Source organism: Rhodococcus cerastii, from assembly GCF_033042195.1.
Classification (GTDB): Bacteria; Actinomycetota; Actinomycetes; order Mycobacteriales; family Mycobacteriaceae; genus Rhodococcoides.
In genome coordinates, this window is record NZ_JAWLKF010000002.1 from 66,366 (window position 1) to 79,101 (window position 12,736).

A 12,736-nucleotide genomic window follows, 5' to 3' on the forward strand; every position below is an offset into this window, starting at 1 on the left:
TTGTCCGGACTACGGGCGAACCGGCAAATCTTTGAGTTGTCGGTCACATAACCGACGGCGATTCACCATTGGCAATCATTCCCCGGTGCATGACCCTGTTTCCCACGACCCCGCTGTGATCGGCTTTGTGCATCACACATCGGTTGTCCCACATGACGACGTCCTCCGGTGCCCACGCGTGTCGCAGCACATTGGTCTCGCGAGTCGAATGTTCGAACAGGTATCGCACGGTCTCCTGTGCCTCCTCGGTGGACATGCCGCTGATCGCGACGCACCGTGCGGGTGCCGACAATGCCAGAGCGGTACGCCCGGTCACGGGATGCACTGCGAACAAAGGATGTTCGGCACAGGAATCGGTGTCCGACGCCACCCCGGTCACTCGGTGCGTCACCGTTCTTCCGGCCAGGTCCGCTTTGCGGTCGGCCGGCAAGGTGTCGTAGGCCGCGTACTGGTCGCTGAACAGCGTGCTGCCCCCGGCCTCCGGTACCTCGACCGCGCGTAATGCGGTGTAGGCAGGCGGATTCGGTACATACGTGGTGTCCACGTGGAACGTCGATTTCGGCGGTGTGGTGCGGCCGACGTTGCTGATGACGTTCAGATCGGGAAAGCCCGGCACAGGCGTCTCGCCCTCGGTGAACATCATCTCGCCGAACCGCCGGAGAAATGCCAGGAAGCCCGCGTCGTCCAAGGGTTGTCTGCGTAGAATCAGCACGCCGTGTTCGGCCAACAGCGTTCGCAGTTCTTCGGTCTCGGTGGAGCTCAGGTCCAGCTCGTCGATCTCGATTCCCAACGTCACGAGGACAACTCCTTCACCGACAGTTCGGCGAGCGTTCGTGCGAACAGTTCGTCGACGGCGATACCTGCCGCCGAGGCCATCACGGCGAGCACGCTCGACGGCGAGTACGAGCAGTACAGACCGGCTTCGAGGAACCACGGTTGTCCGTCGGGGTCGATCCGGAAGTCGAACAGACCGTAGTGCCGGCAGCCGAGAGATCGATAGCACGATCGTGCTGCCGCCCAGACCTTCTCGGTGATCGGATCGGAGACGTCCACCATCCAGGCCCTGGTCTGCTCCTTCGCGACCAGGTACAGATCCCCGTCCGAGGTGCGATTCAACTTGTCGGCGCTGGTACGAATCGACTCGACGGCATACTCCTCGAGTGGAAGGCAGATCAGCTCGTCGCCCCGTGCGATGATGCCGCAACGGACCTCGCGGCCGAGGGGGATGTACGACTCCACCAGTGCCGCAGACGAATACGTCAGAGCCTCGCTCACAGCGGTTGCCAACCGGTCGGATTGGCGAACCAGTGTGACGCCCATCGAATTGTCCGAGTCGACGGGCTTGACGACCACCGGCAGTTCGACGTCGATGTTGTCACCGCACCGCACCACGACACCGGTCGGGACGGCGACCCCGGCCGCCGCGACCACGGCTCGGGCGCGAGCCTTGTCGGCCGTCATCGCCATCACGTCCGGACCGTTGCCCACGTACGGCACGCCCAACAGATCGAACAGGCTGCGGTATGTCGTCATTCCGGGCAGGCAGAACATCTGTGGAACCATCACGTCGAAGTGCCACGACGAGATGACGTCCACTGCCTGCGCCAACGACATCTGGTGTGCCGACGCCACACTGGCGGCGTCGATGCCGCCGGGAAAGCTCCAGAGCCCGCCGGGGGAGACGAACGCCACCTCGAACCGATAGTCGGGATTTCCACCGAGTGCGTCGAGAAATCCGCCCGCGTACACCCGAGACAGATCGCAGTGGAACTCGTCCACCGACGATCCGACCAGTACCAGGACCGACAGGGTCATCAGTCGCCTCCGTTCTCCACGAGCTTGCCGATGTTGAAGTCGATGCGTGACCATCCGCGCCGGGCCAGCAGATTTCGCACCAGCAGGGACGGAATCTGGAGGTGGTGCACCAGCAGATAGGGGAGTGGATCCCAGCCGGTGAGGATGGCGTCCTTTCCCTCGAAGATGCTGCGCAAGCGGGCCTTTCGGTTGCCCTCGGTGAGCAGACGCCACACCTCGTGGTAGATCCAGTAGGTCGGGCGAGCCGTCGTACGCGGCACGATCACCGGATGGCCGTCGTCGAGGTACGCGGCAGCCAGGTCGGGATGGTCGTAGAACATCGTGATGGCCGAATGGGTGCGGGGGTTGCACTCGATGGCGTAGATGTGGCCGTCGGCGGCGGACTCGATGAAGTCGAACGACAGCTGGCCGGTGACGTCCAGCGAAGAGACGAACGTTTCCACCCAGCGCAGGATGTCGGGCTTGTCGACCATCTCGTAGTTGACCTGGAACGCCGATGATTCACAGCAGCCGTACACCTGCAACCGGCCGCCGCGGACGGTGCCGTGGGTGCAGTACTCCTGCCCAGCGACGAATTGCTGCAGGATCCACGGATCGTCCTCGGAGATCCCGAGACTGCGTGCGAATCGCAGGTTCTCGGCAGGCGTGTCGCGGGTCAATCGCGTCAGATCCATGCGGCCGACCGGGTTGTACGAGATGCGTTTGAGGATGTACTCACGGCCCGGTGGGAAGTCGAACTGCGCGATCTGCTCGACGTCGGTGATGCGTCGCCAATCGGGAACGCGCAAGCCGAGCGCCGCAGCGTGTTCGGAGAACCTGGACTTGTCGTCGAGCATGCGCACCGTCGCGCCGTCGGTGTGCAGGACCTCGCAGTGCGAATCGAGCAGTGCCCGTGCGTCGGCATCGTGGATGCTCGCAGCCGGACTCGCGACGGGGACGAAGACGTCGACGCCTTCGCGGAGCACCACATCCAGAAGTGCTCGGGCGTAGCCGGATTCGGTCGGGTCGGGTACACAGTGAAATCGGTCGACCGCACGTGAGAACCGATGGCCGGTGAAACGGTACTTGGCCGATTCCACCAGGACGACTCGGTGCCCGGCGAGATGGAAGGACCGCGCGAGCTGCAGGGCCTTGGTCATCTTCCCGCCGCTGATCATGACCGTCTTGGGGGAGTCGGTTCGGCGCGTGGCGGGCCGGCCGCCGCGGACGGCAGCCACCCCCGCCGCCACGAGGTCGGCGGGGAGGGTGGCAGTGAGTCCGACAAGTGCTGCGACAGTGCGGATCATGTGCGCCGGATCAAGGTGACGCCGTCGCGCAACGGCACCAGCACCTGCTCCACGCGGGGGTCGTTCGCCACGTACTCGTTGAATTCTGCGACGGCCCGGCCGTTCTCGGTGGGGCGTTCGCTGTACGGCTGCCCCTGCAGGAGGGTGTTGTCGACGGCGATCACGGCGTTGTCGGCCAGCAGCTCGCTACCGAGCAGGTGCTCCACGTACGCGCGGTATCCGGTCTTGTCGGCGTCGACGAAGACCAGATCGAACGTGCCCTCCAACCGGCGGAGGGTGTCCAGTGCAGGCCCCTCTTCCACCGTGATGGACGAGCCCGCAGGCGAATCCGCAAAACAGGACCGCGCGAACTCGGCCACGTACGGATCCACCTCGCAGGCGACCACCTCGCCGCCCGCGGGCAGAGCCTCGGCCATCGCCAGTGCCGAGTAGCCGGTGAACATACCGATCTCGAGCACCCGCTTCGCCCCGGTCATGTGCACGAGAAACGCAAGAAAGCGTCCCTCCACGTGGCCGGAGAGCATTTCCATCTCCAGGGGCCCCGAGCCGGAGACGACGTCACGTGATCTCCAGTCCTCGGTGCGGGTCCGCGATGCCAGTGTCGCCAGCGCTGCGGATTGGGAGGTGGTGCAGGTGTCGAGATACGGGTCGAGTCCCGCCGCGAGATCGCGGGCTCGATGAACACGGGTGATCAGCTCGTCGGTCGCCCCGGCACCGGCGTCGAGCAGATCGGCTATCTCGCTGAGCTCGCGCGCCAGAATGGTGGTCGGGGTGACCGGTCGGGGGGTCTGGGTCACGGCGTCGGTGCAGTGAACATGTCGAGACCCTCGCCTGCGCGCGGGAAGTCGAGGCAGATCTTCTTGTGCAGAGTCAGCACATCGGCCAACTCGGCTGCGTCGAGATCGTTGAGGAAGCGGCACGTGCCGATCGGGTCCGGCACCGCTGCGCGCAGTATGCCGTCGCGAGTCTTGAGGATCGACGCCGTTGCCTCCGAGAGCAACTCGGGGGTCAGGTACGGGCTGTCCAATGCCAGCCCGATGCTGGACATGACACCGAGCACCCGATCGCGGTCTGCCGTCGACAGGTGTCCGCGCTGTTCGGCGACGGTCGTCGACAGCGCCATGTCGATGTTGATGGCGTGGCCGTGGAAGAACGGGGCAGGCGGGGTCAGCTCGAGCGTCGGGCTCCAGGTGTGACCGAAGGCGATGACGCGATCGAGATCGATCTCGTGCAGATTCGGTGCCTCGAGTTCGAGCATCGTCGCGATCGCCGAGTAGGTCAGTCGGTCTGCGACCGAACGCAATTCCGCCGTTCCGTCGAGATGGCCGAACCGCGTTCGCAGCAGTTCCGGACCGTACTGTTCGAGCATCTCGAAGATCTCCAGATTGCCGACGACGGAGATCTTGATCAGCTCGGCCATGCCGTTGCGCACCTGATCCTCGGGCAACGTGCCGAGGAACGAGAAGTCCAGCAGCACCTTCTGCGACGCGTGGTACGCACCGAGGCGGTTCTTGTGCTTTCCGTAGTTGACGGCCACCTTGATGGATACGCTCGCGTCGATCAGGCCGATCAATGTGGTGGGAATGCGAATGTACGGGGTGTTCCGTCGGTAGCTGGCGCACGCGAAACCTGCTACGTCCGTGGTCAATCCGCCGCCGACCACCAGCACCGGCTCGGTGCGAACCAGACCGAACGCATCGAACTCGCCCACGATGCGCTCGAACGTCTCCAGCGACTTCGCAGTCTCGGCGATGTGCACCGGAACCACCGTCAGGGCGATGCCGTAGTGATCGAAGTACGCGCTGATCCGGTCGCCGTAGATCTCGTGCACCGATTCGTCGACGACCATCAGCGCGCGACCGTACGGCCGGTAACTATCGGCCAATTCGGTGTTCTCGATTGCGAACACACCGTCGACGTAGATCAGGTCGTACTCGATGCGTTCGTAACCTTCGACGCGAAACGACCTGTCCCCTGCAACGACCTGGGCCTGAAGATTGCTCACTGGTTACTCCTGGAGGATTGGATGAAGGGTCTGACTGAACGCTCGCTGCGCTGGCTTCGCTCAGGCGGAGATCAGAGCGCGGACACTCTCGGGATCGAGTGCATCGACGGTGTCGGTGGCCGAGCCGAACTCGGTGCCCGCAGTGTTCTCGTTGGGGAATGCGACGCAGGTGATGCCCGCGGCAACCGCCGCCTGGACACCGCCGGCATTGTCCTCGATGGCGACGCTGTCCGATGCGTTCTCGCCCAACGACTTCAATGCGAATTCGTACGACGCGGGGTCGGGCTTGCCGGCATCGACCGAGGACGCGTCGACGATGACGTCGAACGAGTCGGCTGTCAGCTCGGGGCTCAGGGCCGCCAACAATGCGTCGATGTTCTCTCGCGACGTCGTGGTCACGAAGCCCACCTTCATGCCGTTCGCCTTGGCCGAGTCGATCGTGTCGGCCACACCCGGTCGTGTCTTCACGTCGGATTCGCCGATCAGACGCTGGAAGATCTCGGACTTCGTCGCGTGCACGGCAGCGGCGTCCACCTCGGTATCCGTGTCGGACGCGTATTCGCTGATTCGGTCGGCACCACCGTTGGATCCGAGCATGGCCCGGTAATCCTCGCGAGACCAGTTCCAGTTCAGATCGTGTGCTGCGAACGCCTCGTTGAACGAGCGACGTTGCAGTTCGGACGTGTCGACGAGAGTGCTGATCGAGCCGAACAGAATTGCGGACATGGATGCCTTTCGGAGCGAGAGACGTTGTACTGGTCAATGTCTCGCGCATGCGCGATGGGTGAGTTGGTTCGGGGGGGTATGCCCCATCGGCACCGAACGGGAAACCTTCGAATTTTTCGGCAGAACGGTCGGACGTCAGCGGTGCCGGACGGGCGCGGCCAGAGTCGTCGGTGTCGACCGGCCGCGCAGGGTGACCGCCTCGCCCGTCGTCCACTGCGCGCGTTCGTCGACGGAGGCGTGATCGAGCACGATCGACGACGTGAGCACGTCGGTGTTCGGGTCGTCCTTCGCGAGATCGGTGAGCCGAGCCGCCTGATTGACGGTGTCGCCGATGACGGTGTACTCGAATCGGGATTCGGCTCCGATGTTTCCGGCGATGACCGGGCCGTACGTGACGCCGATGCCGATCTCGAAGCCGCCGTCGGAGGCGAGGGCGACGGCCAGGGTGCGTGCGGTGCGCAGTGCCGCCGTCGCGGGATCTGGGTGGTCGACCGGAGCGCCGAAGATCAGCAGTGCGGCATCACCCTCGAACTTGTTGACGAAGCCGCCGTGTCGTTCGCCGTGCTCGACCACCACTGCGAAGAAGCGGTTGAGCAGATCGACCACCGCTTCCGCGGATTCTCGCTCGGCCATCGCCGTCGAACCGACGAGGTCGATGAACAGCACGGCGACCGTTCGGTTCTCGCCGCCCAGACGAGGCGCGCTTGCCAGCGCGCGCTGCGCCACGTCGTGGCCCACGTGGCGGCCGAAGAGCGACCGCAGTCGTTCGCGCTCGTCGAGACCGACGACCATCTTGTTGAACCCGTTCTGCAACCGGCCGATCTCGGAGGCGTCGTAGACGTCGACGCGGGTGTCGGTCGCTCCGGCTTCGACGCGTTGCATGGCCGTGCTGACCTGCTGCAGCGGATCCGATACGGACCGTCCGACCAGGAACATGCCGCCGAATCCGACGACCAGGGCGATCGCGGACAGCGACACCATCGCGGGGGACAGGTCGACGTCGGGTGGGATGACGGTGTCGATCAGTCTACCGAGTCCGATGAGGCCGAGCCCCAGGATGGGAATGGCCGTGCTCAGGACCCAGATGAGAACGACGCGCAGCTTCACGCCGAGTGCGGCGGAATCGGTGACCGCACTGACTTCCATCACCGCTGCGGTGATCGGCCGAAGCGTTCTCTCGGCAACCAGATAGCCCAGCGAGCAGGTCGCCAGGCCGCCGAAGCTGACGGCAATCGCGACGATGATCGACAGCGCCGCGCCTGCCGACGCATTGACCCCGACGAACACCGCGACGCCGAGTGCCCACAGCAGCACGTGGACGCCGAGCTGACGAAGGGGCAGCCGCACGATGGCGATCGCGGTGGCGTCCGAGGGCGTGCCGCCGGTGTGCAGCCACAGCACGAGGGGCTTCGCAACGCGGAGGCCGAGCGCGATCCCGATGGCGATCGCGACCGGTAGATACACGAAGAAGGCGACGTAATTTCGGTCCGACAGGATCTCCTCCGAGCCGACCGGCAACGGCAGGATGAAGCGGGCCAACACGAAGACGATGACTGCTCCGATGGCGTTGGCCGAGACCATGCCCGCCGCGTAGAGGCGCATCGGGGTGCGGGTGAGGGCGGACCGTAGAGCTGCGATCACCGATGAATCTCCGTTCTCTGTTCGCTCGAACTGTAGGGGTCCGGAAAAAGATTCGACGAGATTTCTTCTCGAGTGACTACCTGTGTCCCCGAGTACCTGGTAATCTCCGTAACAGTTACATAAAGCGTTTCGACGATGGAAGGAACCACGGCGATGACCAGCACACTCTCCAGGAACGACGTTCTCGAGCCCGAGGATGTCTCCGCTCGTTTGCTCGATTCCGCCGCCCAGCTGTCGTACGACCCCTCCGAGGAGGTCGACTGGGAAGCCGATCTCGATCCCTCCCTCTACGGACTCAACCCGGAGTGGAGCACCCTCTACGGCACGAAGCTGTGGGACGAGATGAGCGAAGAGCAGCGCATCACGCTCACCCGCCACGAGGTCTGCTCGATCATGAGCACCGGCATCTGGTTCGAGATGATCCTGCAGCAGATGGTCCTGCGCGATCAGTACTGCAAGGACTCGTCGAACTCGGACTTCCAGTTCGCTCTCACCGAGATCGCCGACGAGTGCCGTCACTCGATCATGTTCGCCCGCGCCTGCCAGAAGATGGGCATCAAGGCCTACCTGCCGCGTCGATCGAGCATCGAACTCGGCCGTGGCTTCAAGGCTCTCGCGTCCGCCGAGGTCGCCTACGGTGGCATCCTCGTCGCCGAAGAGGTACTCGACGTCATGCAGCGCGACTGGATGCGCGGCGAGAACGTGCTGCCACTCGTGCGCACCACCAGCAAGATCCACGTCGTGGAAGAGTCGCGGCACATGACCTTCGCGCGCGCACAGATGCGTGAAGACATCGCAGGTAAGAGCCCGGCTCGCCGCAAGGCCAGCGCGCTCGTCGTCGCGATCGCCGCCCGCCTGATCGTGTCCAACATGGTCAACAAGGAGGTCTACGCAGCAGCTGGCCTCGACGTCGACCGCGCGGTGAAGGAAGCGAAGAACAACGCCCATCACCACACGATGATGCGCACCTCGAGCGAGCACCTGATGGCATTTCTTCTCGATTGCGGTTTGATCACCAAGCCGGCCGAGATGATCTACCGTCGTTTGCACATGCTCTGACCACTCTTTTCGAGGCCGTGAAGGACATCAGATAAACCATGCCGTTCGCGATCACGCAGAACTGTTGCAACGACGCATCCTGCCTGTCGGTGTGCCCGGTCAACTGCATTCATCCGACGCCCGACGAGCCGGATTTCGGTAAGACCGAGCTGCTCTACATCGATCCGCGCTCGTGCATCGACTGCGGTGCCTGCGCGGACGCGTGCCCGGTGGACGCGATCACGCGCGTCTCGCGTCTGACACCGGACCAGCAGATCTACGCCGACATCAACGCCGACTACTACAAGGACAAGCCCGCCGTGGCGGAGTGGGGCGCGCCTCGATTCCCGGTGGCGACGGTCAACGAACTGCCGCCGATCGACATCGCCATCGTCGGGACCGGACCGGCAGCCTGCTACACCGCCCAGGCGCTGTTGCGCGTGCCCGGCACCAACGTCACCTTCTACGACCGGCTGCCCACCGCGGGCGGTCTCGCCCGCTACGGCGTCGCTCCCGATCACCTCGGTACCCGACGCATCAGTGAGCACTTCCGTGGGATCTTCGTCCATCCACGGGTGACGATGAAGCTCGGTGTCGAGGTCGGCAAGGATGTCGACCACGTCGAACTGGCTCGGAAGTTCGACTCGGTGGTCTATGCCGTCGGTGCCGACAAGGACCGAGCCCTCGAGATTCCCGGTATCGACCTCGACGGATCGGTCAGCGCACGCACCCTGGTCGGCTGGTACACCGGCCACCCCGACGTTGCTGCCGACGCGATCGATCTCACCGGCGTCGATCGCGTCACCATCATCGGAAACGGCAACGTCGCACTCGACGCTGCTCGTATCCTCACGGCCGATCCGGACCGGCTCGACGGAACCGAGATCGCTCCTCATGCGCTGGCCGAGCTGCGTCGCCATCGCGTCCGCGAGGTCGTCGTCCTCGCCCGTCGTGGTCCTGAATTCGCGGCGTTCACCCGGTCCGAATGCAAGGCGCTCGTCGATCGCGCCGGCGTCGACGTCGTCGTGGCAGGACCGGACGGAATCGTCGACGCCATCGATCGCCTGCCGTTGTCCGCTCCTGCGTCGGCTCTGGCTGGGGCGACGCAAGTCGAACTGGGCTCGCAGGCGCACGCCCGCCGCATCGTCTTCGCGTTCGGCCGAGCTCCGGCTGCTCTCCACGGCAGCGACTCGGTGCAGTCCATCGAAGTCGGCGTCGGTGAGCACGCCGTCGAGCTGCCGACCGAGTTGGTTCTGCTCGCGATCGGCTATCGCGGAACCCCGTCACCGGGAATCCCGTTCGACGACATCAGCGGCACCATCCGTAATGTCGGCGGTCGCATCACCGCTGCCGACGGCACTCCGGTTCCGGGTTGCTACGTCGTCGGGTGGGCCAAGCGAGGTGCCACGGGTGGCATCGGCGACAACAAGATCGATGCGGAGGAAACGGCCGAGGCGTTGCTGGCCGATGTGCCCACGCGTGGGCTTGCCCGTCCGGTCGGTTGGTACGGAAAAGTGAGTGCCGCCCTGGGCGACCGCGTTTCCAGAGCGCGCTGACCGGTCGGAACAGCCCGGTTCTGTTCACCTTGTGTAGCAGTCTCATTCGAGTCTGAGCGATTCGGATGTGTAGCACGGCGCACAGGGTTACCGTTGAGTATGGCTGAACGGGGGGCCAAGCCCCAGGTTTCTTTTGTAAGACGGACGATGCTGCGCGCAGTCCGATCGTTGTTCAATCCGCTCCGGCCCGACGACTACCTGTCGATGATCAATCCGCTGTGGACCACCCGCGAGCTTCGAGGGAAGGTCGAGCGGGTGACACCGGAGGGATCGGAGGCCGTCTCGGTGTACATCCGGCCGGGTTTCGAGTGGCAGGGCCACACACCCGGGCAGTACGTCCGACTCGGAGTACTGATCGACGGTCGGTACCACTGGCGGGCGTATTCGCTCACCTCCGATCCGGACCCGGTGGACGGATTGGTCAGCGTCAGTCCCAAGCTGGTGCCGTCGGGGACGGTCTCGCCGTACTTGGTGGGAACCATCAGGACCGGCGACATCGTCCGGCTCAGTGAGGTCGAGGGCGAGTTCACTCTGCCGAATCCGATTCCGGACAAGATGGTGTTCATCAGTGCAGGCAGTGGCATCACGCCGATCATCAGCATGTTGCGCGCCCTCGATCACCACGATCAGGTACGCGACGTCGTGGTGGTGCATTCGGTGCACAATCGCGACCAGTTGATGTTCGCCGATACCCTCGACGAACTCGAAGCCAAGCACGACGGGCTGACGGTGAAGCTGCGGATCACCAGCGACGAGGGTCGGATGAAGGCGTCCGAATTGGACGAGCTGGTCCCGGATTGGCGTGAGCGCGAAGCATTCTGCTCCGGTCCGGGTGAACATCTGGACGATCTGCGCTCGTACTGGAAAGACCAGGGTGACTACGACCGGTTCCATCACGAGAGTTTTCAGCCGGTCATCGGTGGTGGCGACGATGTAGGCGAGGGCGGCACCGTCAAGTTTCTCAACAGCAAGAAGGACGTCGAATGCGACGGCGGCACAACGATTCTCGCCGCCGGTGAGGAAGCCGGCCTGGATTTGACGTACGGCTGCCGGATCGGCATCTGCCACACCTGCGTAGGTACCCTGAAGAAGGGGCGTTTACGTGATCTACGTAACGGGGATATCTCCGAACCTACGGGGCAAGCGGTTCGGATCTGTGTCAACACTGCTGAGGGCGACATCGAAATCGAACTCTGATCTTCAAATCGAACAGGGGAATGAATGTCTATCGACGAAACCACCAGGCGTGTCACGGGCTCCGACGAGCCGGTGAACCCGCTGGCGCATCTGAGTGACGACACGATCGCCGAACTCGCCAAGGAGTTCGACGCCATCCACGACGAGGTGTACGCCAGCCTCGGTGACAAGGACCGGAAGTACATCACCTCGGTGATCGCAGCCCAGCGACAGCTGCTGGTCGCGGGTCGAGTGTTGCTGCTCGGATCGACCAGCAAGCCGGCATGGCTGGCAGGTACAGCGTGCCTCGGAATCGCAAAGATTCTCGAGAACATGGAGATCGGCCACAACGTCATGCACGGCCAGTGGGACTGGATGAACGACCCGGAAATCCATTCCTCCGTGTGGGATTGGGACACCGCGTCGACCGCGAGCTCGTGGAAGCACTCGCACAACTACGTGCACCACACGTACACCAACATCCGCGGCAAGGACAAGGATCTCGGCTACGAGATCATGCGTATCGACCCGCGGCAGAAGTGGCACCCGGCCTACCTGGCGCAGCCGTTCTACAACGTGCTGCTGATGGCGTTCTTCGAGTGGGGTGTCGCGCTGCACGATCTCGACATCGAGGCCATTCGTCGCGGTGAGAAGCCGGTCAAGGATCTCGTCGAGGACCTCAAGGGCATCGGCGTCAAGGCACGCAAGCAGTTCGTCAAGGACTACGTGGGTTGGCCGCTGATCTCCGCCGGTGCGTTCGCGCTGGCGCAGGTCGCATCGGGTGGACGTCTGCCCGAGAGCAAGCGCTCCAGGCTCGCGTCCAAGCTGCGTGGGTCTGCCCGATTCGGTAAGAACCGTCGGACCGCGGCTCTGCTGGACAGCCGGTTCAGTGGCATCGAGAGCACGTTCCTGTCGACGGTGGCCGCGAACTTCACCGCGAACATCATTCGAAACGTCTGGTCGAACGCGATCATCTTCTGCGGACACTTCCCGGACCAGGCCTACACCTTCAGCCAGGAAGAGGTGGAGAACGAGACCCGCGGTGGGTGGTACGTCCGTCAGCTCGTCGGAGCCGCCAACATCGACGGTGGCCCGTTGTTCCACTTGATGAGCGGCAACCTGAGCTACCAGGTGGAGCACCACCTGTACCCGGACATGCCCAGCACCCGGTACGCGGACGTTGCGCCGAAGATCAAGGACATCTGCGAGCGCTACGAACTGCCCTACAACACCGGACCGTTCTTTCAGCAGTGGGGCATGGTCCAGCGCACCATCGCACGGCTGGCGTTCCCGGGCGGCAAGACTCGGCCGAAGCCGGGCCCCTACCGTCCCGAGGAGAGCTGGCGTCGTAAGTTCGCCGAAGGTGCCACCAAGGACAGCGAGGCCGCGAAGACGCGCGGCCGCGTGCCGGCAGGGCATCCGGCGGCCGGACCGGAGCACAACTCCGGCGGCGTCGATGTTCAGCCGCCGCCCCGTGGCGACGACTGAGTTCG

The 12,736-nt window shown here is 64.1% G+C and carries 11 protein-coding genes; 4 read left to right on the forward strand and 7 right to left on the reverse strand.

What is annotated here, in order from left to right; translation table 11 throughout:
- Positions 1 to 43 precede the first annotated feature (43 nt).
- From R3P93_RS04595 to R3P93_RS04625, 7 genes are all read right to left on the reverse strand, one after another.
- Positions 44 to 796 (reverse strand): TauD/TfdA dioxygenase family protein, encoded by a 753-nt coding sequence (locus R3P93_RS04595; protein WP_094639242.1) that lies wholly within the window; start codon positions 794 to 796, stop codon positions 44 to 46.
- Positions 793 to 1,815, reverse strand: a complete 1,023-nt coding sequence (locus tag R3P93_RS04600) for a D-alanine--D-alanine ligase family protein (RefSeq protein WP_317532496.1) — start codon at positions 1,813 to 1,815, stop codon at positions 793 to 795. The genes R3P93_RS04595 and R3P93_RS04600 overlap by 4 nt, the downstream gene beginning before the upstream one ends.
- Complete coding sequence (locus R3P93_RS04605) at positions 1,815 to 3,101, reverse strand: ATP-grasp domain-containing protein (protein WP_317532497.1); 1,287 nt, start codon at positions 3,099 to 3,101, stop codon at positions 1,815 to 1,817. The genes R3P93_RS04600 and R3P93_RS04605 overlap by 1 nt, the downstream gene beginning before the upstream one ends.
- Positions 3,098 to 3,898, reverse strand: a complete 801-nt coding sequence (locus tag R3P93_RS04610; RefSeq protein WP_317532498.1) for an O-methyltransferase — start codon at positions 3,896 to 3,898, stop codon at positions 3,098 to 3,100. The genes R3P93_RS04605 and R3P93_RS04610 overlap by 4 nt, the downstream gene beginning before the upstream one ends.
- Complete coding sequence (locus R3P93_RS04615; RefSeq protein WP_269595710.1) at positions 3,895 to 5,106, reverse strand: sedoheptulose 7-phosphate cyclase; 1,212 nt, start codon at positions 5,104 to 5,106, stop codon at positions 3,895 to 3,897. The genes R3P93_RS04610 and R3P93_RS04615 overlap by 4 nt, the downstream gene beginning before the upstream one ends.
- Before the next feature lie 60 nt (positions 5,107 to 5,166).
- Positions 5,167 to 5,832, reverse strand: a complete 666-nt coding sequence (locus tag R3P93_RS04620) for an HAD-IA family hydrolase (RefSeq protein ID WP_094670373.1) — start codon at positions 5,830 to 5,832, stop codon at positions 5,167 to 5,169.
- 135 nt (positions 5,833 to 5,967) lie between these two features.
- On the reverse strand, positions 5,968 to 7,473 hold the full coding sequence (locus R3P93_RS04625; RefSeq protein WP_094639247.1) for an adenylate/guanylate cyclase domain-containing protein: 1,506 nt from the start codon (positions 7,471 to 7,473) through the stop codon (positions 5,968 to 5,970).
- A 153-nt stretch (positions 7,474 to 7,626) separates the two neighbouring features.
- Between R3P93_RS04625 and R3P93_RS04630 the strand changes: the two genes are divergently transcribed.
- The 4 genes from R3P93_RS04630 (at position 7,627) to R3P93_RS04645 (ending at position 12,731) form a co-directional block, all read left to right on the forward strand.
- Positions 7,627 to 8,532, forward strand: a complete 906-nt coding sequence (locus tag R3P93_RS04630) for an AurF N-oxygenase family protein (protein WP_082898813.1) — start codon at positions 7,627 to 7,629, stop codon at positions 8,530 to 8,532.
- A gap of 38 nt (positions 8,533 to 8,570) precedes the next feature.
- Positions 8,571 to 10,067, forward strand: a complete 1,497-nt coding sequence (locus R3P93_RS04635) for an FAD-dependent oxidoreductase (RefSeq protein ID WP_269595708.1) — start codon at positions 8,571 to 8,573, stop codon at positions 10,065 to 10,067.
- Positions 10,068 to 10,166: 99 nt separating this feature from the next.
- Positions 10,167 to 11,264 carry a ferredoxin reductase gene (locus R3P93_RS04640; RefSeq protein WP_176460324.1) on the forward strand — a complete coding sequence of 366 codons (1,098 nt, stop codon included), beginning with the start codon at positions 10,167 to 10,169 and terminating at the stop codon, positions 11,262 to 11,264.
- A 24-nt stretch (positions 11,265 to 11,288) separates the two neighbouring features.
- Positions 11,289 to 12,731: a fatty acid desaturase family protein gene (locus R3P93_RS04645; protein WP_068055731.1), complete on the forward strand. Its 1,443-nt coding sequence runs from the start codon at positions 11,289 to 11,291 to the stop codon at positions 12,729 to 12,731.
- Positions 12,732 to 12,736 lie beyond the last annotated feature (5 nt).

Bases quoted from the DNA above. Each gene is read 5' to 3' on its own strand.
- R3P93_RS04600 (WP_317532496.1), bottom strand. From the start codon at position 1,815: ATGACCCTGTCGGTCCTGGTACTGGTCGGATCGTCGGTGGACGAGTTC.
- R3P93_RS04605 (WP_317532497.1), bottom strand. From the start codon at position 3,101: ATGATCCGCACTGTCGCAGCACTTGTCGGACTCACTGCCACCCTCCCC.
- R3P93_RS04620 (WP_094670373.1), bottom strand. From the start codon at position 5,832: ATGTCCGCAATTCTGTTCGGCTCGATCAGCACTCTCGTCGACACGTCC.
- R3P93_RS04630 (WP_082898813.1), top strand. From the start codon at position 7,627: ATGACCAGCACACTCTCCAGGAACGACGTTCTCGAGCCCGAGGATGTC.
- R3P93_RS04635 (WP_269595708.1), top strand. From the start codon at position 8,571: ATGCCGTTCGCGATCACGCAGAACTGTTGCAACGACGCATCCTGCCTG.
- R3P93_RS04640 (WP_176460324.1), top strand. From the start codon at position 10,167: ATGGCTGAACGGGGGGCCAAGCCCCAGGTTTCTTTTGTAAGACGGACG.
- R3P93_RS04645 (WP_068055731.1), top strand. From the start codon at position 11,289: ATGTCTATCGACGAAACCACCAGGCGTGTCACGGGCTCCGACGAGCCG.